This is a genomic window from Salipiger bermudensis (assembly GCF_020171625.1).
Taxonomy (GTDB): Bacteria; Pseudomonadota; Alphaproteobacteria; order Rhodobacterales; family Rhodobacteraceae; genus Salipiger; species Salipiger bermudensis_B.
In genome coordinates this window covers 157,857-181,420 of record NZ_JAIUZY010000008.1, presented here as the reverse complement: position 1 = coordinate 181,420, position 23,564 = coordinate 157,857, and the positions used below count along the sequence as shown (strand labels likewise).

The following is a 23,564-nucleotide window of genomic DNA, read 5'->3' as shown; positions in this document are numbered from 1 at the left end:
GCGCGCGGGCGGTGTCGAAGGCGGGGTTTTTGACGGACGGCGCGCCACTCCACGGCGCCATGACACCCGCGCGCCCGATCGGCCACAGGGCCATTGCCGCGCCGCCATGCCCGGTGTTCCCTGACCGCGCCGATCATCGTGGAGACTATCAGCCTGCCCCGAGCGTTACACCCTGCGGGATCGCCATGCCGCGCAGGAAGGTCTCGGCGTCCTGCGCCCCCTTGCCGGCGCGCTGCGCCCGGGTCACCTGCACCGCCCCCGCGCCACAGGCGATGGTGAAGCCATCGTCGAGCGCGGTGCCCGGCGCCCCCTGCCCGTCGAACACGCGGGCGCCCAGGAGCTTGATGCGGTGCTCGCCCAGCGTGGTCCACGCGCCGGGGAACGGGGCCAGCCCGCGGATCTGGCGCGAGATCTCCTCCGCCGGGCGCGACCAGTCCACCGCCGCCTCAACCTTGTCGATCTTCTGCGCGTAGGTGACGCCCTCTTCGGGCTGCACCTCGGGGGTGAGCCCGTCCAGCTGCGACAGCGCCTGCACGATCAGATCCGCGCCCATGGCGCTGAGGCGGTCGTGCAGTTCGCCGGTGGTTTCCTCCGCGCCGATCTCCGTCGCCTCGCGCAATAGCACCGGGCCGGTGTCGAGCCCGGCCTCCATCTGCATGATGCAGATGCCGGTCTGCGCATCGCCCGACAGGATCGCGCGATGGATCGGCGCGGCCCCGCGCCAGCGCGGCAGCAGCGATGCGTGGATGTTGAGGCAGCCCTTCGCGGGCGCGTCGAGGATGGCCTGCGGCAGGATCAGCCCGTAGGCCACCACCACCGCGATGTCGGCCTTCAGCTCGGCGAAGCGGGCCTGCTCCTCGGCGGGCTTCAGGCTCACCGGGTGGCGCACCTCGAGCCCCAGCGCCTCGGCGCGGGCATGGACCGGCGTCGGCCGGTCCTTCTTGCCACGTCCGGCGGGGCGCGGCGGCTGGCAGTAGACCGCGGCGATCTCGTGCCCGGCCTCGACCAGCGCGTCGAGCACCGGCACCGAGAAGTCCGGCGTTCCCATGAAGATCACCCGCATTGGCCTGCTCCTTGCTGCGCTCATTCCCGTCCGAGATAGTCGCTCGGAGGGGCGGAGGCCAGTGCTCAGCGCTCCTTGAGGTAGGGCTCGCCGCTGGCGCGCGGCGGGATCGCCTTGCCGACGAAGCCCGCGAGGATAATCACCGTCAGGATATAGGGCAGCGCGTCCATCACCTGCACCGGCACCACGAAGGCGCCGAGATCAATGTTCTGGTAGCGCAGCGCCACCGCCTGCAGCAGGCCGAAGAGCAGGCAGGCCCAGAGCGCGTACCACGGCCGCCACTTGGCGAAGATCAGCGCCGCCAGCGCAATGTAGCCGCGCCCGGCGGTCATCTCGCGCACGAAGCCCGCCTGCAGGCCGGTGGCGAGATAGGCGCCCGCGAGACCGCAGAGCAGGCCGCAGATGGCGATGGCGGCATAGCGCAGCCCGATCACCGAGACCCCGGCGGTATCCACCGCCTCGGGGGCCTCGCCCACCGCGCGCAGGCGCAGGCCAAAGCGGGTGCGATACAGGATGAACCACGTCAGCGGCACCATCAGGAAGGCGACATAGACGAGGATCGAGTGGCCCGAGATCAGCTCGGCATAGATCGGCCCGATCACCGGCACGTCCGAGAGCGCCTCGGCGAAGGGCAGCGTGATGCCGGTGAAGCGCCCGGCCCCGATCAGCGAGGGCGTGCGCCCGCCCTGCCCGAACCAGCTCTGCGCGATCAGCACCGTCAGGCCCGAGGCAAGGAAGTTGATCGCCACCCCGGAGATCAGCTGGTTGCCACGGAAGGTGATCGAGGCGAGCCCGTGAATGGCGCTCATCAGCGTGGCCGAGACGATCCCGGCCAGCAGGCCGAGCCAGACCGAGCCGGTCACCGCCGCGATGGCGGCGGAGGCGAAGGCGGCGGCGAGCATCTTGCCCTCGAGGCCGATATCCACGACGCCCGAGCGCTCGGAGAACAGCCCGGCGAGGCAGGCGAAAAGCAGCGGCGTGGCAAGGCGCACGGTGGAATCGAGCACCTGCAGCAGGGTTGCGAAATCCATCAGCCGTTCCTCCGCCGGGTCGCCATGAAGATGCGTTCAAGCGGCATCCGCACCATGTTGTCGAGCGCCCCGGTGAACAGGATCACCAGCGCCTGGATCACGGTGATCAGCTCGCGCGGGATATTGGTCCAGAGCGCCAGCTCCGCCCCGCCCTGGTAGAGAAAGCCGAAGAGCAGCGCCGCGAGGAAGATCCCCACCGGGTGCGAGCGCCCCATCAGCGCCACCGCGATGCCGATGAACCCCGCCCCTTCGGTGGCGTTCATCACCAGCCGCTCGGCCTCGCCCATCGTGGTGTTGAGCGCCATCATGCCGGCCAGACCGCCCGAGATCAGCATCGCCACGATGGTGATCCGCACCGGCGAGATGCCGGCATATCGCGCGCCGCTCTCGGAGAAGCCGAAGGCGCGGATCTCGTAGCCAAGCTTGGTGCGCCACATCAGGAACCAGAAGGCGAGGCAGGCCAGCACCGCGAGGAAGAAGGTCACGTTGGCCGGCGAGCCGCGGAACAGCGGGTTGTCGGCGGTGGCGAACATGTCCTGAAAGGTGGGCAGATGGGTTGCCGCGGGGAACTCGGCGGTGGCCGGGTCCATGGCGCCGGTGGGGCGCAGCACGTTGACGAGCACGTAGTTCAGCACCGCCGCGGCGATGAAGTTGAACATGATCGTGGTGATGACGATGTGGCTGCCGCGCTTGGCCTGAAGATAGGCCGGGATCAGCGCCCAGAGCGCACCGAAAAGGCCGGCGGCCAGCATCGCCACCAGAAGCGCGATGCTCCAGTGCGGGAACGGGATGAACAGGCAGACCAGCGCCACCCCGAGCCCGCCGATCATCGCCTGCCCCTCGCCGCCGATGTTGAACATCTTGGCGTGGAAGGCCACCGCGACGCAGAGCCCGGTGAAGATGAAGTTGGTGGCGTAGTAGAGCGTGTAGCCCCAGCCGGCGCTGCGCATCAGCGCGCCCTCGACCATCAGCTTGAAGGCATCGACCGGGTTCTCGCCGATGGCGAGGATCACCAGCGCCGAGAGCGCGGCGGCAAGCAGGATCGAGATCAGGGGCACGAGCACCGCGTCGGCCCAGGCGGGCATCTTATCCATTCGGGGCCTCTTGGTTCATTGGCGCGCCCTGCGGGCGCGGGTGCCTCCGGCGGGAGTATTTGGGACGTAAAGAAGCAGGGGACGCGTTGGTGCGGGCGGGCTCAGTCATGCTGCCGTGCCTCCCGGGCTTCCTTCTCGTGCAGTGCCGCATCGACCGCCTCGATCAGCGGCTTGTCGGGCCGCTCGGTGACGCCCGCCATCAGCAGGCCAAGCTCGGTCTGGTCGGTCTCGGAGGGCAGACGCTCGCCCATGATCTGGCCGTCGAACATCACCGCGATGCGGTCGGACAGCGACAGGATCTCGTCAAGCTCGACCGAGACCAGCAGGATCGCCTTGCCCTTGTCGCGCAGGCGCACGATTTCCTGGTGGATGAACTCGATGGCGCCGATATCGACGCCGCGGGTCGGCTGGCCGATCAGCAGGATATCCGGGTCGCGCTCGATCTCGCGCGCCAGCACGATCTTTTGCTGGTTGCCGCCGGAGAAGTTCCGCGCCGCGAGCTGCGGGTCCGGCGGACGCACGTCGTAGCGGGTCATCTTGTCCTGCGCCTCCTCGCGGATCAGCGCGTTGTTCATCAGCAGGCCGGACTGGTAGCGCGGGTCGCGGTGATAGCCGAAGACGATGTTCTCCCACGCGGTGTAGGACATGATCAGGCCCTCGGTCTGCCGGTCCTCGGGGACGTGGGCAATGCCGCGGGCGCGGCGCGACTGGCCGTCGGACTTGGCGCCGGTCAGGTCGATCTCGGAGCCGTTGACCAGCACCCGGCCGGTGGCGTCGGCATAGCCGCCCAGCACCTCGAGCAGCTCAGACTGGCCGTTGCCGGCGACGCCGGCGATGCCGAGGATCTCGCCGGCGCGGACCTCGAGCGAGACGCCCTTGAGCCGCTCGACCCCGTGGCTGTCGACATGGCGCAGGCCCTCGACCTGCAGCACCGGCGCGCCGATCTGGGCCGGCGCCTTGTCGACCCTGAGCAGCACCTTGCGGCCGACCATCAGCTCGGCCAGCTCCTCGGGCGAGGTCTCGCGGGTCTTGACGGTGGCGGTCATCTGGCCGCGGCGCATCACCGAGACGGTGTCGGTGATCTCCATGATCTCGCGCAGCTTGTGGGTGATCAGGATGATCGTCTTGCCCTCGGCCCGGAGGTTGTCGAGGATGCGAAACAGGTGGTCGGCCTCGGCGGGGGTGAGCACGCCGGTCGGCTCGTCGAGGATCAGGATGTCGGCCTGCCGGTAGAGCGCCTTGAGGATCTCGACCCGCTGCTGGTGGCCGACGCTGAGATTCTCGATCAGCTGGTCGGGATCGACCGAGAGCTCGTATTCCTCGGACAGCTGGCGCAGCACGCCGCGGGCGCGGGCCAGGGAGGTGTTGAGCATCGGGCCGTCCTCGGCCCCGAGGATGACGTTCTCGAGCACGGTGAAGTTCTGCACCAGCTTAAAATGCTGGAACACCATGCCGATGCCGGCGGTGATCGCCGCCTGGCTGTCGTTGATCTCGGTGCGCTTGCCGTTGATGAAGATGTCGCCTGAATCGGCCTTGTAGAAACCGTACAGGATCGACATCAGCGTCGACTTCCCGGCGCCGTTCTCGCCGATGATGCCGTGGATCGTGCCCGGCATGACGCGGATCGAGATGTCCTTGTTGGCCTGGACGGGGCCGAAGGCCTTGGAGATGCCTTGCAGCTCGATGGCGGGGGCGGTCATGGCAGGTTCCCGGGTCGTGTCTGGTAGCGCGGCTCCCCGGCCCGAGCGGGCGTCATCGCGAGGATGCCCGCAAGGGCGGAGGAGCCGGCCCATTCTAGGAACGGGCCGGGATCACCGGCCCGCATGTACTCAGAAGTTCAGCACGGGGCAACTGTCGTCGGACGAGTAGTCGTGCACCGCGACCTCGCCTGCGATGATCTGCTCGCGCGCCTCGTCGACCGCGGTCTTCATCTCTTCGGTGATCAGCGCCTCGTTGTTGTCGTCGAGCGCGTAGCCGACGCCGTTCTCGGCCAGACCCAGCACCATCACGCCGGTCTCGAGTTCGTCGCCCGCGGTCATAGCTTCCTGCACCGCCACGTCGACTCGCTTGAGCATCGAGGTCAGCACCTTGCCCGGGTGCAGGTGGTTCTGGTTGCTGTCCACGCCGACCGACAGGATGTCCTCGTCGGCGGCGGTCTGCAGCACGCCGAGGCCGGTGCCACCGGCGGCGGCATAGATCACGTCGGCGCCCTGGCTGATCTGCGCCTTGGCAAGCTCCGAGCCCTTCACCGGATCGTTCCAGGCTGCCGGGGTGGTGCCGGTCATGTTGGCGATCACCGTGGCGTCGGGGTTGGCGGCCATCACGCCCTGCGCATAGCCGCAGGCGAACTTGCGGATCAGCGGCACGTCCATGCCCCCCACGAAGCCCACGGTGCCGCTTTCAGAGGCCATCGCCGCCATCATGCCGACGAGATACGAGCCTTCGTGCTCGGAGAAGAGGATGGAGAGCACGTTGGGGTGCTCTTCGGGGTTCACGAAGCCGTCGATGGTGACGAACTTGGTGTCCGGGTAATCCGCCGCCACCGAGGCGATCGGGGTCGACATGGAGAAGCCGGTGGTGACCACCGGGTTGAAGCCGGCCTCGGCGAAGCGGCGCAGGGCCTGCTCGCGCTGCGCTTCGGACTGCAGCTCGATATCGCGATAGCTGCCGCCGGTCGCGGCGACATAGGCTTCGGCGCCGTTATAGGCGGCCTCGTTGAAGCTCTTGTCGAATTTTCCGCCAAGGTCGTAGACCAGCGCCGGATCGGCCAGCGCGGCACCTGCGGTCAGCGCCAGCGCGGCGCTCGCGCCGAGGAATTTGGTCATCAGGGTCATTGGTTGCTCCCAGGTGGTGGTGGCGGCGCGGGCTCGCGCGCAGCTCTTATGCCTGATCCGTGCAGATCATCCTCGATTTAAGGCCTTGGGAAGCAACAGGGTCAACCGGATTCTGCACCCCGTGACGCGGCGATTTCCGCACCGTGACTGCTAACGCAGGGTCAGCGCCTTGGTCATGAGCAGCGCATCGTCGCGGGAGCCGTCGGCCAGCCGGTAATAGCCCTTGCGCCGACCGGTCTCGCCGTAGCCGCAGGCGGCGTAAAGCCCCCGCGCCGGAGCGTTTTCCGCCGCCACCTCGAGGAAAGCCGAGACCGCCCCTCGCGCCCGCGCATCATGCTCGAAGGACGCGAGCACCTTGCGCGCCCGGCCCTGCCGTTGGCCGTCGGGATCGCTGGCCAGCGCAAGGATCTCGGCCTCGTCGACGATCACCCGCCCGAGCACGAAGGCGCCCTCGGCGCAGGTCAGCAAGGCGGTGGGATGGGAAAGCGTGGCGGCGAACTCGGCCTCCGACCACGGCTGTGCGTGACGGTAGGCGCGCGCCGCCAGAGCGGCCAGCTCGGCCGGGCTCACGTCAGGATCGCCGGCGGCGCCTCGCGCGAGGGGGCAGCGTCGGCGGGGCGCACATAGACCGGGCTGGGACGCGGCAGATCCGGGGCGCGGAAGCGCTCACCCGCCACCCGCGCGACGCCCTCGACAAGGCTCTGCGCCGGGCGCGCGAAGGGCAGCGAATGGCTGAGGACCGGCGTCTCGCCCAGCTCTGCCGCGATCGCCGCGTCATCTTCCAGAGACAGCACCGGCCCGGCGCCGTCCGCGCCGAAACGCTGCGCATAGGACATCCGCTTCGAGCCGAACACCGCCGCGGCGACCGGGCGTGCCGCGCCCCAGACCGTCGCTTCCGGCGCCGTCACGCCCACCGCCGGGATGCCCAGCGACAGGGCCAGCCCGCGCGCCGTCGCCACCGAGATGCGAATGCCGGTGAAATTGCCCGGCCCGGTGCAGACCCCGAGCGCGTCGAGATCACCCCAGTCGAGCGCCGCCTCCGCCAGCATCTCCTCGAGCATCGGCACCAGCCGCTCGGCCTGACCGCGCGCCATCTCCTCCTGCCGCAGGCACAGCACCTCAGTCCCGCGCAGCAGGCAGGCCGCGACGCAGGCAGAGGAGGTGTCGAAGGCAAGAACGGTGTCGGTCATGCAACCCTGCGCCCGGGCGGATCCGCCCGGGTCTCGGGACCGGTGTCGCGGGACGCCGTCAGACGGCGACCGGGCGCACCTCGGTCACTTCGGGGATGTAGTGGCGCAGCAGGTTCTCGATGCCCATCTTCAGCGTCAGGGTCGAGGACGGGCAACCGGCGCAGGCGCCCTGCATGTGGAGGTAGACCACGCCACGCTCGAAGCCGTGGAAGGTGATGTCGCCACCGTCCTGCGCCACGGCCGGGCGCACGCGGCTGTCGAGCAGCTCCTTGATCTGGCCGACGATTTCCTCGTCCTCACCTTCGAAGGCGGCATGGCCCGAGGCCCCGCCCTCACCGGCCATCACCGGCTCGCCGGACTGGAAGTGCTCCATGATCGCGCCCAGCACGGCGGGCTTCACGTGATCCCAGTCGGCCCCGTCGGCCTTGGTCACGGTGACGAAGTCCGAACCGAGGAAGACGCCGCTCACACCGGTCACGGCGAACAGGCGCTTGGCCAGCGGCGAGGCATCGGTGCCCTCGGCGCTCGGGAAGTCGGCGGTGCCTGCACCTAGCACCGTCTGGCCGGGCAGGAACTTCAGCGTCGCTGGGTTCGGGGTGGATTCGGTCTGAATGAACATCGCTTGGGTACCTTTCTCCGGGCCCCTCCTATATGCGCCTCTCCCGGCGGAGCGTCAAGGTTTAGAACCATTCTAAGACGAGCCTGACGCCAGGCACCCCCGAGATTTAACGCAGCCGCCCGGCCCTACGGAGGACCACCCGCGCTCGCACATGGCCGCGCCCTGCCCGCCCACAGCCCACGCCCCCTGCTTCTCTACGTCCCTAAATACTCACATCCCGACGCCTGCCACGCGGCGCAGCGCTCAGGTGATGTCCTCGAGCCGCTCCTTCGAGAGATCGCCCGGCACGATGGTCACCGGGATCGGCAGGCTGCCCGAGCCGCGGCTGAGCTGGCTGACCAGTGGCCCCGGCCCCTTCTTGTCCGAGGCGGCGCCCAGCACCAGCACGCCGATCGCCTCGTCGGCCTTCACCTGGTCGAGGATCTCGGTCACCACGTCGCCCTCGCGGATCACCAGCTCGGGATTGACGTTGTGGCGGTCGCGCATCCACTTGGCGAAGACCTCGTAATGGGCGTGGATGCGCTCCCGCGCCTCCTCGCGCATCAGGTCGCCGACGCCGATCCAGTGGTTGAACTCGTCCGGCGGGATCACCGACAGGATGGTCACCCCGCCCTTGGTCTTCTCCGCGCGCATGGCGGCGAAGCGCATGGCGTTGAGGCATTCACGGCTGTCATCGAGAATGACGAGAAACTTGCGCATCATGGCTCTCCCTTGTCGGGATCATGGTGCAGGGCAAAGCCCTTGGCAACGGGGCTTCGCAACCGGTCCCTGCGGCAGATCAGCCGGTGGTCTTGGCCCAGTCCCAATACAGCTCGCGCACCCGGCGGGTGACCGGCCCAACCTGATAGGAGACCTCCTCGAACGCCGTCACCGGGGTGACCTTGTTCATGTTGCCCGACAGGAAGACCTCGTCGGCGGCCTCGAAATCGGCGAAGCTCAGCACCGCTTCGTGCACCTCCATGCCGTCGGCCCGCATGTTCGAGATGTGGCGGGCGCGGGTGATGCCCGACAGGAAGGTGCCGTTGGCGATGGGGGTGAAGGCGACGCCGTCCTTGACCATGAAGACGTTGGCGGTGGCGCTTTCGGCGACGTTGCCCATGGCATCGGCCACCAGCGCGTTGCCGAAACCGCGCGCGTTCACCTCGGCCAGCATCCGGGCGTTGTTTGGATAGAGGCAGCCCGCCTTGGCGTTGACCACCGAATCCTCCATCACCGGGCGGCGGAACCGCGTCCGGGCGAGCGTGGTGGTGGCGCTTTCGGGGGCCATGGGGATTTCTTCGAGGCAGATGGCGAAGCCGGTCTGCTCTTCCGAGGGCACGATCGCGGTCTGGTCGCCGCCGATGCCCCAGTACATCGGGCGGATATAGACCGCCGCGCCCTCGCCATAGGCGCGGAGGCCTTCCCAGACGATCTCCACCATCTCCTCGGTGCTGACCGTCGGGCGCAGCATCAGCGCCTTGGCCGAGCGGTTCACCCGCGCGCAATGCGCCCAGAGGTCCGGCGCCAGCGCGTTCACGAAGCGCGCCCCGTCGAACACCGTGCTGCCGAGCCACGCGCCGTGATCGGCGGCGCGCATCACCGAGATATCACCGTCGTGCCAGGTGCCCTGGAAATAGGTGCGGATGTTCTTGCCGACTGCCATGTGTGCGCCCTCTTCGAATTGCGCCGCCAACCTAGGGCCGGGCGCGGGCGAGGTCCAGTGCACAGCGCCGCAAATCGGCGTGCGCGCGGGCGGCGCTCAGCCCTTCTCGTGGAAGAAGGCGTAGATCCGCTCGGCCAGCGCGGCGCTGACCCCGTCCACCGCCTTGAGATCGGCAAGGTTGGCGCGGCTCACCGCCTTGGCGGAGCCGAAATGCGACAGCAGCGCCCGCTTGCGCGATGCGCCCACGCCCGGCACCTCGTCGAGCGGGTTCGCCATCTGGCTCTTGGCGCGCTTGGCGCGGTGGGTGCCGATGGCAAAGCGGTGGGCCTCGTCGCGCAGGCGCTGCACGAAGTAGAGCACCGGGTCGTTGTGGCGCAGCGCGAAGGGGCGCTGGCCGACGCGGTGGAACTCTTCCTTGCCGGCGTCGCGGTCGATGCCCTTGGCGACGCCCACCATGGGCACATCCTCGACCCCGAACTCGCGCATGATCTCGGCCACCGCCGAGACCTGCCCGGCGCCGCCGTCGATCAGCAGAAGATCCGGCCACAGCCCCTTCTCGCGGTCCGGGTCGTCCTTCAGCAAGCGTGTGAAGCGGCGCCTCAGCACCTCCTTCATCATGCCGAAATCGTCGCCCGGGACGAGCTCTTCGCCCTTGATGTTGTACTTGCGGTACTGGTTCTTCATGAACCCGTCCGGCCCCGCCACGATCATCCCGCCCACCGCGTTGGTGCCCATGATGTGCGAGTTGTCGTAGACCTCGATGCGCTGCGGTGGACCGTCGAGCCCGAACGCCTCGGCCAGCCCGCGCAGCAGCTTGGCCTGCGTCGCGGTCTCGGCCATGCGCCGGGCGAGGCTCTCGCGGGCGTTGCGGGCCGCGCCCTCGACCAGCTCGGCCTTCTCGCCCCGGAGCGGCACCGCGATCTCGACCTTGCGGCCGAGCTTGTCGCTCAGCGCCTGGCACATCAGGTCGGGGTTCTCGATCTCGTGGTTCAGCAGCAGCAGGCGCGGCGGCTCCTTGGTGTCGTAGAACTGCCCGAGGAAGGCCTCGAGCACCTCCTGCGGCTCCACGTCCTCGCCGACGCGGGGGTAATAATCCTTGTTGCCCCAGTTCTGGTTGGCGCGGATGAAGAACACCTGAACGCAGGCCTGCCCGCCCTCCATGTGGAGCGCGATCACGTCGGCCTCGGCCACGGTCTGCGGGTTGATGCCCTGCACCGTCTGCACCTGCGTCAGGGCGCGGATGCGGTCGCGCAGCGCCGCGGCGCGCTCGAACTCCATCGCCTCCGACGCCTCGGCCATCTGCGCCGCCAGCGTTTCCTGCACCCGGGTCGACTTGCCCGACAGGAAGCGCTCGGCGTCGCGCACGCTGGCGGCGTAATCCGCCTCCGAGATGTAGCCCACGCAGGGCGCCGAACAGCGCTTGATCTGGTAGAGCAGGCAGGGCCGGGTGCGCCCCTCGAACATCGAGTCCGAGCAGTTGCGCAAGAGGAACGCCTTCTGCAGCTGGTTCAGCGTCCGGTTCACCGCCCCGGCGCTGGCGAAGGGGCCGTAATAGGCGCCCTTCTCGGTCTTGGCGCCGCGATGCTTGCGGATCTGCGGAAAGGCGTGCTCGGTGGTGACCTGGATGTTCGGAAACGACTTGTCGTCGCGCAGCAGCACGTTGAACTTGGGCTTGAGCTGCTTGATCAGGTTCTGTTCGAGCAGCAGCGCCTCGGTTTCGGTGCGCGTGGTCAGGAACATCATCGACGCGGTGTCCGCGATCATCCGCGAGATGCGCCGCGAATGCTGCGCCGAGGGCCGCGAGTAGTTCGACACCCGCGCCCTCAGGTTCCGGGCCTTGCCGACATAGAGCACGCGGCTCTGGTCATCGAGCATACGGTAGACGCCCGGGCTCGAATCCAGCGTCCTGAGATAGGAGTGGATGAGCTCGTAGCCGCGCAGGTCGGGCGTTTCGTGGGTGTCGTGCTCCTCGGTCATGATCGTTTGTGCCCGAATGCTTTCAATCTCGTGATTCCCGACCTCTGCTGCAATGCCCGACCCCCGAGATCAACCTGTATGTAATCCACGGATCTTGTGGATAAGCCTTTGGGCAAATTCTGGGGAACCGCGATTTTCCCTTGTTAGATGGCGCTTTCCGTCAAAAGATGAATTTTTAGGCGGTTTTGTAAGTTCTTGATTTAGGGGGAAACTTTTCTGGAAACCCGCCAAACCCTTGAAGACACGTCGCTTTTGTAACGCTTTCGAAACAGCTCTGTGACCCGGTGCACAACCTGACGCAGGGGTAGTCACTCAACGCCCAGCACGTCCGGCGTCTGCCATGCCAGATGCTGGCCCCCGTCGACGCACAAAAGCTGCCCGGTGAACCCCGGCGACGCCAGAATATACCCCAGCGCCGCGGTGATGTCGGAGGGGTTGGCCCCGCGCTCGAGCACCGTGGCCGCGCGCTGCCGGGCGAAGTGATCGTCGCTCTGCCGCGCCCCCTGCAACGTCGGCCCGGGGCCGATGGCATTGACCCGCACCTTCGGTGCCAGCGCCATGGCGGCGGTCCGGGTCAGCGTCCAGAGCGCCGACTTGGCCAGCGTGTAGCTCATGAACTCGGGCGTCAGCTTGCGCACGCGCTGGTCGATCATGTTGACCACTACGCCCTGCGCCACCGGCTCGTCCATGTCGTCGCGAAGCGGTTCGCCCACCTGCGCCGCGAGCGCCTGCGTCAGCACGAAGGGCGCGCGCAGGTTCGACTCGAAATGCCGGTCCCAGCTCTCGCGCGTGGTGCTCTCGATATTGTCGTACTCGAAGATCGAGGCATTGTTGACCAGCACGCTCAGCGGGCCGCCAAGCGCCTCGGCGGCGCGCGGCAGCAGCGCCTGTGTCGCGTCCTCCTCGAGAAGGTCCGCCTGCAGCGCCTCGGCCCTCAGGCCCTTGGCGCGGATCATACCGGCGACCTCCTGCGCGGCCTCCTCGGAGCCCGCGTAATGCACCGCCACGTCGAAGCCGCGCTCGGCCAGATCCAGCGCCATCGCCCGGCCCAGCCGCTTGCCCGCGCCGGTGACCAGTGCGCGCTTCACCTGCAATGTCATGCCTTGCTCTCCCTCATCCACCCATCAGCACGATGGAGACATAGCCCACGTAGAGCGCCGACAAGACCACGCCCCAGACCTTGCCCAGATCCTGCTTCAGGAACACGAAGGGGATCAGCAGCAGCGAGGCGCCCAGCATCACCCAGAAGTCGAAATACAGCATCTCGAGATCGACCGGGATCGGTTTGAGCAGCGAGGCGATGCCGATGATGGCCAGCAGGTTGAACAGGTTCGAGCCGATGACGTTGCCAAGCGCCACGTCCGCCTGCCGGCGCAGCGCCGCCATGACCGTGGTGGCGAGCTCGGGCAGCGAGGTGCCCAGCGCCACCAGCGTCAGGCCGATCACCGTGTCCGACACGCCGAACATCAGCGCGATCTCGGTCGACGCGTCGATCAGCAGATCGGCGCCCAGCGGCAGGCCGATCAGGCCCAGCACCAGGAACAGCACGATCTTCCACCACGGCATGTCCGGGTCGGCGCCTTCGGGATCTTCCAGATCCTCCGCCGCGGCCTCGGCCTTGCCGTTGCGGCGGTGGCGCAAAGCCTCGCGCGTCTGGTCAGCGAGGATCACCGCCAGAACCAGCAGCATCAGGATGCCTGCGTACCAGTCGAACACGCCGCGGAAGGCCAGCGCGATGAACAGCACCGAGGCGCCCAGCATCACCACATAGCTCTTGCGGGTGTCATGCGCCGAGGTGTGCATCACCGCGATCAGCGCAGGGATGCCCAGCACCAGCAGCACGTTGGCGGTGTTGGAGCCCACCACGTTGCCCAGCGCGATGCCCGGCACCTCGGCCCGCGCCGCCTGGATCGAGATCAGAAGCTCAGGCGCCGAGGTGCCGAAGGCGACGATGGTGAGGCTGACGATCAGCGCCGGGATGCCGACGCGGAGCGACAGGTTCACCGCGCCCTTCACCAGCGCGTCACCGGCGAGTAGCAGGATCACGAGGCCGAGGGCCGCGTAGACAAAGACCATGATCAGCCCTTCTTCTTGCCGCAGTCGCAGGGGCCCTTACCGATCCGGTAACGGCCGCAGCGCGGGCATTTCATCTGTGAGAGGCGCGCCGCGCCCGGCATCCGGAGCTTTCCGAACATGCCGAGCAGGGCAATCACCACAAGGAATATCGCAACGATCTTTGCCAGCACGTCAGAGACCGAACCTTGCGAAGGCGGCGCGCTCGTCGATCGTCGCGAGCGCGTCCTGCGCCAGCGTGGCGCCGAGCCGCGGCAGCAGGCGGCGCTTCTGCTCGTAGCGGCGGAAGCGGACCTTGTCGCCGAACCTGTCCTTCATCACCGGCACCAGATGGCCGATGCCGTCGGCGAGCCCGACGTCGCAGGCCGCCTTGCCGATCCACACCTCGCCGGTGAACAGGTCCGGGTCGTCGGCCAGCTTGGCGCCGCGCCGATCCTTGATCTGGGCAATGAAGGTCTCGTGCAGCTGGCCCAGCAGGCGGTTGAGCCGCGCCACGTCCTCTTCGTTTTCGGGGCGGAACGGGTCGAGCATACTCTTCGAGCGCCCGGCCGTGTGCACCCGGCGCTCGATGCCCTGCCGCTGAAGGAAGACATGCGCGCCGAACCCGGCCGAGATCACCCCGATGGACCCGAGGATCGAGCTCGGGTCGGCGTGGATCTCGTCCGCCGCGCTGGCGATCCAGTAGCCGCCCGAGGCCGCCACATCCTCGGTGAAGGCAAAGACCGGCACATCGCACTCCTGCGACAGCCGCCGGATGCGCGCCCCGATCAGCGAGCTCTGCACCGGCGATCCACCCGGCGAGTTGATCTCGAGCGCGACGGCCACCGGCTTGCCCTTGCGGAACGCCCGCTCGAGCAGCGGCTGCAGGCTCTGGTCGGAAAGCGCCATGCGCCCGCCGGTGCCAATAGCCCCTTGCAGGCGCACGACCGCGACCGTGGGCCTCTTCTTCAGGAACGGAAACCAAGTCTTCATGCGTGGAGATGTAGAGGGCAGATGCGGGACAAACAAGGCAACGCCCGAAAGAACCCAACGCCCCGCGCCCGAGACCCGTTACGCGCCACCGCCGCGCCCATCCCAAGCGCCGCTCCAGTCCGCGATCGTCGGCCTGCCTCCGGCGGGAGTATTTTTGACGAAGAGAAGCCAGGGGCGCAGCGCCCAGGTCTTCTTCTGGCCGACAATATCCCGGGGGTGAATTGGCCGCAGGCCAAGAGGGGGCGGAGCCCCTTCTCTATCTTTATGAAAGGCGCACCTCCTGTGCGACAGGAGACAGAGCCCCTTCTTCTCTCCGTAATGCGCGCCTTCGGTGCGACGGGGGGGCAGCGCCCCCTCCCTCCCGCCTTAAAGGCTAGGGCCGGACGCCTCAGAAGAAGGACTGAGGGTCGATGTCGATCGCCATGCGCAGCTCGCCCCGCAAGCGGAACTGTCCGGCCCAGTCGGCCAAGGCCGGCTGCAGCGCCGCGCCCTTGGGTGCCTTGACCAGCAGGCGCACCCGGTGCCGCCCGCGCACCTTGGCGATCGGCGCCGGCGCCGGCCCGTAGACCTGCGCCCCGATGCGGCGCAGCGGCGCGTCCTGCCGCGCCATGGCGTTGCCGAGATCGAACACCTCCTGCGCCTCGGTCGAGGACAGGATCACCCCCGCGAGGCGGCCATAGGGCGGCATCCCTGCAGCGCGGCGTTCCTCGGCCTCGGCCTGCCAGAACCCTTCCTCGTCACCCGAGAGGATCGCCCGGATCACCGGGTGCTCGGGCTGGTAGGTCTGCAGCAGCGCCACGCCCGGCTTCTCGGCCCGGCCCGCGCGCCCCGCCACCTGCCGCATCAGCTGAAACGTGCGCTCGGCGGCGCGCAGGTCCGAGCCCTGAAGGCCGAGATCGGCATCGATCACACCCACCAGCGTGAGCAGCGGGAAGTTGTGCCCCTTGGCCACCAGCTGGGTGCCGATGACGATGTCGGCACCGCCGGAGGCGATTTTCTCGATCTCCTCCTTCAGCGCCCGCGCCGAGCCGAAGAGATCCGAGGACAGCACCGCCAGCCGCGCCTGCGGGAAAAGCTCGGCGGCCTCTTCCGCCAACCGCTCGACCCCCGGTCCCACGGCGGCGAGCTTGTCCTCGGCCTCGCAGGACGGGCAGACCTCCGGCTTGGGCACGGTCTCGCCGCACTGGTGGCAGACGAGGCGCTGCAGGAAGCGGTGCTCGACCATGCGGGCGTCACAATGCGGGCAGCCGATCTGGTGGCCGCAGGCCCGGCAGATGGTCACCGGCGCATAGCCGCGGCGGTTGAGAAACAGCATCGCCTGCTCGTCGCGCTCGATCCGCGCCAGCACCTCGGATTGCAGCGAGGGCGAGACCCAGCGGTTCGAGGGCAGCGTCTCGGCCCGCATGTCGAGCGAGCGCATCTCGGGCATCACCGAGGCGCCGAAGCGCGACACCAGATCGAGCCGCTGGTACTTGCCGGCATCGGCATTGGCCCAGCTTTCGAGCGACGGCGTGGCCGAGGCCAGCACCACCCGGCCCGAACAGATCGAGGCCCGCAACACCGCCATGTCGCGGGCGTTGTAGAGCACGCCCTCGTCCTGCTTGTAGGAGGTGTCGTGCTCCTCGTCGACGACCGCGAGGCCGAGATCCCGGAACGGCAGGAACAGCGCCGAGCGCGCGCCCACCACCAGTTGCGCACCGCCCTGCGCCACCTGCTTCCAGACCCGCCGCCGCTCGGTCACCGTCACGCCCGAGTGCCACTCGGCCGGCTTCGCACCGAAGCGCGCCTCGACGCGGGTGAGGAACTCCGAGGTCAGCGCGATCTCGGGCAGCAGCACCAGCGCCTGCCGCCCCTGCGCGAGGCACTCGGCCACCGCCTCGAGATAGACCTCGGTCTTGCCCGAGCCGGTGACCCCCTTGAGCAGCACCGTGCCGTAGTGCCCGGAAGCCACGCCCTCGCGCAGGCTCTGCGCCGCCGCCGCCTGATCCTCGGCCAGCGCCTTGCCACCATAATCGGGATCGAGCCGCGGGAAGGCGGTGTCGCGCGGCGCCTCCTCCTCGCGCACCGCGCCCATCTTGGCGAGCCCCTTGATCACCGAAGGCGTCACCCCCGCCGCATCGGCCAGTTCGCCCTGTGTCAGCGACAGCCCGCCCATCTCGGACAGCACCTCGAGCACCCGGCGGCGCGCGTCGGTCATGCGCTCGCGCTCGACATCGCCCAGCCGGTAGATCTTGCGCATCGACGGCGCCTCGCCCAGCCCCGGCGCGCGGGTGGCCAGCCGCAGCATCGCGGTCAGCGGCGTCAGGGTGTACTCTCCGGCGCGCTCGAGGAAACTGCGCAGTTCCGCGCGCATCGGCACCACGTCGAGCACCCGCGTGACCGGCCGCACCTTGGCATAGTCGAAATCCCCCCTGCCCGGCCCCCAGACCACGCCCAGCACCTTGCGCGGTCCGAGCGGCACCTCGACGAAGGCGCCCTCCCAGCAGCCGCCCTCCGGCGCCTTGTAGTCGAGCAGCCGGTCCAGCGGCTGCGTAGTGAGCACCGCGACCAGCGTGCCCTCGTCGTAGAACGCATCCATCAGCAGGGTTTCCGTTAGCGCAAAACTGCAGGGGCTTCCTGAGAACCCCTGCATGGGGTATGACACGCGCGACAGAATGCCAAGCAAAGCCGGGAGGGCTGACGCCGATGAAATTTTTCGTAGACACCGCCGACGTGGACGCGATCCGCGAGCTCAACGACCTGAACCTCGTGGACGGCGTGACCACGAACCCGTCGCTGATCGCCAAATCCGGCCGTGACATTCTCGAAGTCACCAAGGAAATCTGCGACATGGTCGACGGGCCGGTCTCGGCCGAGGTGGTCGCCACCGAGTACGAGGCGATGATCGAGGAAGGCCGCAAGCTGGCCGAGATCGCGCCGAACATCGCCATCAAGGTGCCGCTGACCCTCGACGGCCTGCGCGCATGCAAGACCTTCACCTCGGAAGGCCAGATGGTCAACGTGACCCTGTGCTTCTCGGCCAACCAGGCCCTGCTGGCGGCCAAGGCCGGCGCGACCTTCATCTCGCCCTTCGTCGGCCGTCTCGACGATATCAATATCGACGGTCTCGAACTGATCGCGGACATTCGCCAGATCTACGACAATTACGGCTACGAGACGCAGATCCTCGCCGCCTCGATCCGCAGCGCCAACCACATGTCGGATTGCGCCAAGATCGGTGCCGACGTGGCGACCGCCCCGCCGGCCGTGATCAAGGCGATGGCCAACCACGTGCTGACCGACAAAGGCCTCGCGGCGTTCCTGTCGGACGCCCAGACGGCCGGCATCAAGATCGTCTGATCATGCCGCGACGGATCCCGCCCTCTGTCCGACAGGCGGAGGCTGTGTTGAGCCTGCTGGACAAGCGGGCGGTGATCCTCGCGTGGCAATCGTATCAGCTTGAAATGCACGGGGTGCCGCCGGACGTGTTCGGCGACGCCTTCGACGAGTACCTCGACACGGCGCTGTCCACCGGCGACCGGCTGGGGGTGCTGACTTACGGCGTGCACGATGTCATCATGGACCTGCGCGAGATCGCCGAGGATGACGAGGACGAGTGGCCAATCCTGCGCGACTGCCTCGCAGCGGCCCTGCCCGAGCATGTTTTCCTCACAGTGATGGGATCGATCGATCCCCCCGGATAGCGCGGCCCCGCGCGAAGATTTTTCCTCCGAAAAATCTTCCTCACCCCACGCCGCAGCCAAGAATTTTCGAAGAAAATTCTTCCTCAGACGTTGGGCTCGCCCTGAAGCCCCAGCAGCTTGCGAAAGCCCGTCCAGTAGCCCGGCAGGCGCGGCATCTCCTGCATCTCCGCGATCGCCTCGTCCTGCCAGCGCGGCATCTCGCGCGCGGCGAACGCCCGCCCCCAGGCCAGATAATGCTCGCCATGCTCGGGGCGCAGGCGGCAGGCCGAGCCGACGAGACCCACCAGCGTCTCGGGGGCCGAGTACCATTCGTCCTGGATGCCGGTCACCCGCTTGCGCATCAGCGGGCCCACCAGTCGCATCAGCCGCTTCTCCGAGAACAGCAGCAGCATCCGCCCCATCTCCTCGCGGCTGTAATGGATCAGCGGCGGGAAGGTGTCGTAGAACACCGCGGTGCCGTCGACGACGGCGAAGTTGCGGATCGAGGGATGAAAGCCGATGCGCGCGTCGAAGCGGTCCGCCGCGTTCCAGAACCGCGCGATGACTTGGCCCGCAGCCTCCATCATCTCCAGCGTCGCCTCGAGTCCCTCGGTCTGCATCCGCGGCCGCATCAGCGACGCCTCGGGAAGCGCCTCCTGCACGATCACCGGCACCCGTGCGCCCTCGCTCTCGAGCAGCAGGAAGGTGGTGTCGGGCAGCGGCACGCCGGTCTCGCGCAGCGCCGCGACGTAATCGTCATGCGCGGCGGCCAGCCGGTCGAGCGCGCCGGCATCCGGCAGGCCGCGATAGACCTTGATCACATGATCCGAGAACGGCCCTTCCGCGGGCCGGAACGGGGCGCAGAAATAGCCCAGCCGCGAGATCGGCTGGCCCTGCGCGGCCTCGTGGCGGCGGATGGTCTCGGCAAGGGCGGCGTGATCGATCATGGGCAAGCCTCCGGCACTCCTCTGGCGCGGACATCCCGCGCCTGACGCCCCCTTTACCCGTTCGCCAGCACCTGCGCCACCTCTGCCGACAGCGCCGCGACCTCGTCGCGGGCTGGGGTCTTACGGCCCTCCGCGGCGCTGAGCCCGTGGCCGAAGGCCTCGGCATAGCCCACCCGGTTGCCCAGCGTCGCCTCGGCGATGCGCGCGGCCATCTTGGTGGCGGCGGCGGTGATCTCGCCCGAAAGGCGCGTGCCGGGCCGGGTGCGGTTCATCACCATCATCACCTCGCGGTTCTCGCGCCGGGCGAGGTCGAGCACGCTTTCGGTGGCCCAGAGGTCGAGATGGCTCATCGAGACCGGCACCAGCACGAGATCGGCGGCGCGCAGCGCCGGGCGCAGGTCGCTGTCGGCCTTTGGCGGGGTGTCGACGATTACCACGTCGAAACGCTCGGCCAGCTTGCGGCACTCGTAGGTGATGCCCCAGGCGGAGGAAGTGGCGAACTCCATCCCCTCGACGGCCTCGGGATTGTGTTCGAGCCGGGTCATGAACCAGCGCCCGAGGCTGCCCTGCGGATCGGTGTCGATCAGCGCCACCGAATGCCCTGCAAGGCGCAGCCCGATCGCCAGATTGGCCGAGAGCGTGGTCTTGCCCGACCCACCCTTCTGCTGGGCCACCGTGATCACCGATCCTGCCATTCCATCCCCCTCGCGGTTCTGCACCTGCAGCATAGGCGAATGCCGCCACCGGTAAAGCGCCGCTTAACGGCGCGTTAACCACGCTGGACGCAAGGTTTTCCGGTGGCAAGGGAAAAGCGCGATGGCGATGATCAGGGGGCTGCGACTGGCCGTGGCGCTGGCAGGGCTGGCCGGAACCGCCTCTGCCGGCGCCTGGCCGCGCGAGGAAGGCAGCCTGTTTCTCAGCAGCCTCGCCCGGCTGTCCTGGCCGCAGGACACCACCACCTGGACCTCGTACGAGCCGACCGGGGAATACTACACGCTCTATGTCGAGTACGGACTGACCGAGCGGCTGACCGTCGGGCTCGATCTGGGCCGGGCGATCTCGGGCGGGGGCAAGGACGTGGCCTTCGCCCGGATGCCGCTCGGGCGGGCCGAGCGCCGCCTGAAGCTCGCCGCCGAACTGGGGCTGGGCCAGATCGAGGGCAACGCGGTGCTGCGCCCGGGGCTCTCGCTGGGCCTCGGGCTGGGACACGGCTGGCTCTCCGCCGACGGGCTGGCGGAGATCTCGCTCGGCAGCGGTGAGACGGATTACAAGCTCGACCTCACATGGGGCCTGACGCTCTGGGAAGAGCGCAAGCTCATCGTCCAGTTCCAGACCGGGCAGCAGTTCGGCGACCCGGCCTTCATCCGCATCGAGCCGACCCTCGTGCAGCCGCTCACCAAGCGGCTGAAAACCCAAGTAGGCGGCAGCTACGGGCTGCTCGGCGATACCTCCATGGGGCTCACCTTCGGCCTTTGGGCAGAGTTCTGAGCCACTTCCGCCCGCCGCGGCCCCGCGCTAGTCTCCCCGCCATGACAGACCCGATCCGCCCCACCGATGACGAGGCCCGCCGCCCTTGCCCGCGAGTTGATCGCAACCGCCCGCTTCGCGGCGCTCGGCGTGACAGATCCCGAGACCCGCACACCGATGATCAGCCGGGTATCGGTAGTGCCCGGCCCCGATGGGCTGCCGCTGAGCCTCGTCTCCGACCTTGCCTTTCACGCCACTGCGCTCAAGGCCGACCCGGCCTGTGCGCTGCTGTTGGGCGAGCCCGGCCCCAAGGGCGACCCGCTCACCCATCCGCGCCTGAGCCTTCAGGCCAGCGCGCGGTTCATCCGCCACGGCGAGGCCGGGCACGCGGACCTAGCGGCGCATTACCTGACCCTCCAGCCCAAGGCGAAGCTCTATATCGGCTTCGCGGATTTCTCGCTGCTGCGCTTCGAGATCCGCCGCGGCCTGCTCAACGGCGGCTTCGGCAAGGCCTTCGTGCTCACCCCTGAAGATCTCGCAGGCTGACACGCAAACGGCCGGCACCCCCATGGTCACCGGCCGCCTTGCAGAGCCGCGCGCCGCTCAGCTGTCCATGCGCACCCGCAGCGTGACATCGCCGCGCACCGGCTCGGGCCAGATTGCATGCACCTGATCCTGCCCCCCGCCCTCGCGCACCGAGGTGTAGGGCGTGGCGAACAGGCTGACATTGCTGGTGACGCGCGGACGCGAGCTGAGCACGAGGCTCTCGACCTGCAGCGTGTAGCCCCCGAACGGCAGCCGGTTGTCGGTGTCGATCACCCATGTCTGTGCGTGGGTGTTCTGCGCATGTCTCAGGAGCAGCGGGTTCTCGACCCCGTTGCTGACGTTGAGATAGGTGTTGTTGGTGAAATGGATGTTGCGCATCGCCCCAAGGTTCAGCCCGGCAAACGACGTGTCCACCCGGTCGACCCGGTCGATGGTGCCGCCCGAGGACCGGAACAGGTTGCCCGAGACGTTCATGCCGTTGACCCGGTGGTTCTGGCCGTAGGGCTTCACGATGAGGAACGAGAACTGCGCCGACATGTCCGAGCACAGGAACACGTTGTTGGTCACCGACAGGCCCGAGAAGCCAAAGCCGGAAACGAAATCCGGCTCGGGATCGCGCTCGTTGGTCCACTCGATGAAGCAGTTGTCGACATAGTTGCCCGACACGGTGGTGTTGGTGTTCTTCAAACACAGCACGATGCCCGCGCTGCGGATGCCGCTTGTGTCGCCCTGAAAGAAGTGGTTGTTGGCGATCACCCCGTTGCCGCCCGAGACCACCGCGAAATGCCGGAATTGCGAGGCGCGGTTGTTGCGGATCTTGACGTCATTGGCGTTGGTGTTGATCGCCACCGAGCGGCGGTTCTGCGTGGTCAGCCCGCCCTCGGCGCTGTTGAACTGGTTGTAGTCGATCAGCATCCCCTGACAGCCTTCGCCGATCGAGGTGATGCCGCGATCCCGGGGGCGGTTGAAGACGCAGTTGCGGATCACGTTGACCACCCCGGTGGGCGGCAGCATCACGCCGCTGCAGATCTCGTTGCACTGGAACTCCACGTCCTCGATCTCGAACTTGTCGAGCCGGCTGAAGCCGCTGAAATCGAGCAGGTAGCGAAAGCGCGTGAAGGTGTAGGTCTGGGTGCCCACCGCGTCCGAAAGCGGCTGCGACAGGGTCAGGGTCTGGGCCCCGACATTGACCTCCGTGACGTAGATCTCGCGGCCCACGCCCGCGGCCTCGACCAGACTGCCGATCTCGATATTGGCGATGTTGCTCACGCCGGTTAGCTGCCACTGGTTCGCCGCCGAGTAGGTGGCCTGGCTGGTGACGGTACTGCTGTCCCAACCGGTGCCGGTCTCGGCGCGGAGCTGGCCGTTGCGCAGCACCCGCCGCTGGGCATAGCTGTCGCGGGTGTTGACCGCGGCACGCACATCGATCGGGCCGAGAGCGACACCCGGCGCCCCGAAAGATCGAAGCTCTCGTGATCGGCGTTGTTGAGCAGCGACTGAAGCCCCTTCTTCAGCGCCGTCTCCTCGTCCCCGCCGAAGGCATCGACGTAACTGGAGAGCTCGAAATCCTTGGTCAGCGACAGGATCGCCGCGTCGGGCATCGTCACGCGACCCTCGAATTCCACGTGGTTCTCGAAGGTCACCGAGCTCGCCAGCCGGTAGGTGCCCGCCGAGACCAGCACCCGGCGCCCGTTCGCCGCCGCGTCGGCGGCCTCGAAGGCGGCGCTGTCATCGGTGCTGCCATCGCCGATGGCGCCATAGTCGCGCACGTCGACCCGGTTCATCAGACTGCGCAGGAAGACCGCGGTGACATCCTCGATCACGATGTCATCGATCCGCACCACGCCACCGTTCGGCCCGGTGAGGTCGAGCCCGAAATGGCCAAGGTCCGGCTCGGCGCCCCAGACCATGTCGACACCGGCGCGATTGCCCACGCCCACGATCGCCGAGACCTCGACCACCGCGCCATAGCTGGTGAGCTGCACCATCGGGCCGGTGACGGTCAGGCCCGTCACCTCCGCGCCGTTATCGCGCCCGGCCCAAGCGGCGATGCGCACCGCCGGCATCGCGCCGGAGATCGCCTTGACCCGTGCCGTCACGCGCAGGTAGCAGCCCGGCAGGATCGCTGTGTCGCCCATGTAGCGCAGGCGCTGCGTGGCGTCGGTCTTGAGGATCTCGAGACAGCCGGAGAAATCCGCGTCCGCCGGCACGAAGGCGGCCGAGGCGACGCCGTCATAAGTGTCCGAGCCCGGCGTCCCGTCGCCGCGCGACCACATATCCAGCCCGTCCGAGAAGGGTGTCGGCATGAAGACCACGCCATCGGTTACCGCCTTGTTCATCCGTTCGATCCTCTGTTGCCCGCAGGGTGCAGGGGATCGCCGCCGCGCGGGCGGCGTAACATCCCGCGCAAACTGCAGATAATCTCGAGGCGTTAAGAGGATCTCCGG

General features: G+C 68.1%; 22 protein-coding genes and 1 pseudogene. 4 read left to right on the top strand and 19 right to left on the bottom strand.

What is annotated here, in order from left to right; genetic code table 11:
* Positions 1-148 precede the first annotated feature (148 nt).
* The 16 genes from fmt to LCM15_RS15500 form a co-directional block, all read right to left on the bottom strand.
* On the bottom strand, positions 149-1,063 hold the full coding sequence (fmt, locus tag LCM15_RS15575) for a methionyl-tRNA formyltransferase (protein ID WP_224858019.1): 915 nt from the start codon (positions 1,061-1,063) through the stop codon (positions 149-151).
* Between the two features lie 65 nt (positions 1,064-1,128).
* Complete coding sequence (locus tag LCM15_RS15570; protein WP_224858018.1) at positions 1,129-2,094, bottom strand: ABC transporter permease; 966 nt, start codon at positions 2,092-2,094, stop codon at positions 1,129-1,131.
* Entirely contained in the window at positions 2,094-3,188 is a 1,095-nt protein-coding gene (locus LCM15_RS15565) for an ABC transporter permease (RefSeq protein WP_224858016.1), read from the bottom strand. Before LCM15_RS15565 ends, LCM15_RS15570 begins: the two co-directional genes overlap by 1 nt.
* Positions 3,189-3,289: 101 nt before the next feature.
* Positions 3,290-4,888 (bottom strand): ABC transporter ATP-binding protein, encoded by a 1,599-nt coding sequence (locus tag LCM15_RS15560; RefSeq protein WP_224858015.1) that lies wholly within the window; start codon positions 4,886-4,888, stop codon positions 3,290-3,292.
* 129 nt (positions 4,889-5,017) lie between these two features.
* On the bottom strand, positions 5,018-6,022 hold the full coding sequence (locus tag LCM15_RS15555) for a BMP family lipoprotein (RefSeq protein WP_224858014.1): 1,005 nt from the start codon (positions 6,020-6,022) through the stop codon (positions 5,018-5,020).
* Between the two features lie 150 nt (positions 6,023-6,172).
* Positions 6,173-6,592 carry a GNAT family N-acetyltransferase gene (locus LCM15_RS15550; protein WP_224858013.1) on the bottom strand — a complete coding sequence of 140 codons (420 nt, stop codon included), beginning with the start codon at positions 6,590-6,592 and terminating at the stop codon, positions 6,173-6,175.
* Positions 6,589-7,212, bottom strand: a complete 624-nt coding sequence (gene tsaB / locus LCM15_RS15545) for a tRNA (adenosine(37)-N6)-threonylcarbamoyltransferase complex dimerization subunit type 1 TsaB (RefSeq protein ID WP_224858011.1) — start codon at positions 7,210-7,212, stop codon at positions 6,589-6,591. Before tsaB ends, LCM15_RS15550 begins: the two co-directional genes overlap by 4 nt.
* Positions 7,213-7,270: 58 nt before the next feature.
* The gene (locus tag LCM15_RS15540) at positions 7,271-7,831 is read right to left on the bottom strand and encodes a NifU family protein (RefSeq protein WP_224858009.1); all 561 of its coding nucleotides are present in this window, start codon (positions 7,829-7,831) and stop codon (positions 7,271-7,273) included.
* A 243-nt stretch (positions 7,832-8,074) separates the two neighbouring features.
* A complete protein-coding gene (locus LCM15_RS15535) occupies positions 8,075-8,530 on the bottom strand; it encodes a universal stress protein (protein WP_224858007.1) in 456 nt (151 codons plus the stop codon).
* A gap of 79 nt (positions 8,531-8,609) precedes the next feature.
* Positions 8,610-9,473 (bottom strand): branched-chain amino acid aminotransferase, encoded by an 864-nt coding sequence (locus LCM15_RS15530; protein WP_224858003.1) that lies wholly within the window; start codon positions 9,471-9,473, stop codon positions 8,610-8,612.
* Between the two features lie 96 nt (positions 9,474-9,569).
* The gene (uvrC, locus tag LCM15_RS15525; protein ID WP_224857997.1) at positions 9,570-11,450 is read right to left on the bottom strand and encodes an excinuclease ABC subunit UvrC; all 1,881 of its coding nucleotides are present in this window, start codon (positions 11,448-11,450) and stop codon (positions 9,570-9,572) included.
* 308 nt (positions 11,451-11,758) lie between these two features.
* Entirely contained in the window at positions 11,759-12,550 is a 792-nt protein-coding gene (locus LCM15_RS15520) for an SDR family oxidoreductase (RefSeq protein WP_224857995.1), read from the bottom strand.
* A 13-nt stretch (positions 12,551-12,563) separates the two neighbouring features.
* Positions 12,564-13,526 carry a calcium/sodium antiporter gene (locus LCM15_RS15515; protein ID WP_224857993.1) on the bottom strand — a complete coding sequence of 321 codons (963 nt, stop codon included), beginning with the start codon at positions 13,524-13,526 and terminating at the stop codon, positions 12,564-12,566.
* A gap of 2 nt (positions 13,527-13,528) precedes the next feature.
* A complete protein-coding gene (locus LCM15_RS15510) occupies positions 13,529-13,696 on the bottom strand; it encodes a hypothetical protein (protein WP_050768403.1) in 168 nt (55 codons plus the stop codon).
* A 1-nt stretch (position 13,697) separates the two neighbouring features.
* Positions 13,698-14,495, bottom strand: coding sequence for a S49 family peptidase (locus tag LCM15_RS15505; protein ID WP_224857991.1), 798 nt, complete (start codon positions 14,493-14,495; stop codon positions 13,698-13,700).
* Between the two features lie 388 nt (positions 14,496-14,883).
* Positions 14,884-17,073, bottom strand: a complete 2,190-nt coding sequence (locus tag LCM15_RS15500) for a primosomal protein N' (protein ID WP_224857989.1) — start codon at positions 17,071-17,073, stop codon at positions 14,884-14,886.
* 107 nt (positions 17,074-17,180) lie between these two features.
* Here LCM15_RS15500 and fsa point away from each other — a divergent pair, with 107 nt between their 5' ends.
* Positions 17,181-17,834 carry a fructose-6-phosphate aldolase gene (gene fsa / locus LCM15_RS15495; protein ID WP_224857987.1) on the top strand — a complete coding sequence of 218 codons (654 nt, stop codon included), beginning with the start codon at positions 17,181-17,183 and terminating at the stop codon, positions 17,832-17,834.
* Between the two features lie 44 nt (positions 17,835-17,878).
* Complete coding sequence (locus tag LCM15_RS15490) at positions 17,879-18,178, top strand: hypothetical protein (RefSeq protein ID WP_224857985.1); 300 nt, start codon at positions 17,879-17,881, stop codon at positions 18,176-18,178.
* Between the two features lie 83 nt (positions 18,179-18,261).
* On the opposite strand, the gene LCM15_RS15485 is transcribed toward LCM15_RS15490, so the two are convergent.
* Together LCM15_RS15485 and parA are read right to left on the bottom strand one after the other, a co-directional pair.
* A complete protein-coding gene (locus tag LCM15_RS15485; protein WP_224857983.1) occupies positions 18,262-19,104 on the bottom strand; it encodes a DUF6206 family protein in 843 nt (280 codons plus the stop codon).
* A 53-nt stretch (positions 19,105-19,157) separates the two neighbouring features.
* A complete protein-coding gene (gene parA / locus LCM15_RS15480) occupies positions 19,158-19,799 on the bottom strand; it encodes a ParA family partition ATPase (protein WP_224857981.1) in 642 nt (213 codons plus the stop codon).
* A gap of 121 nt (positions 19,800-19,920) precedes the next feature.
* Here parA and LCM15_RS15475 point away from each other — a divergent pair, with 121 nt between their 5' ends.
* Both LCM15_RS15475 and LCM15_RS15470 read left to right on the top strand, forming a co-directional pair.
* Positions 19,921-20,592 (top strand): hypothetical protein, encoded by a 672-nt coding sequence (locus LCM15_RS15475; RefSeq protein WP_224857980.1) that lies wholly within the window; start codon positions 19,921-19,923, stop codon positions 20,590-20,592.
* Between the two features lie 66 nt (positions 20,593-20,658).
* Positions 20,659-21,117, top strand: a complete 459-nt coding sequence (locus LCM15_RS15470; protein WP_318246065.1) for a HugZ family protein — start codon at positions 20,659-20,661, stop codon at positions 21,115-21,117.
* Between the two features lie 57 nt (positions 21,118-21,174).
* Here the strand turns inward: LCM15_RS15470 and LCM15_RS15465 are convergent.
* Positions 21,175-23,456 (bottom strand): annotated as a pseudogene (locus LCM15_RS15465) (right-handed parallel beta-helix repeat-containing protein).
* Between the last annotated feature and the right edge of the window lie 108 nt (positions 23,457-23,564).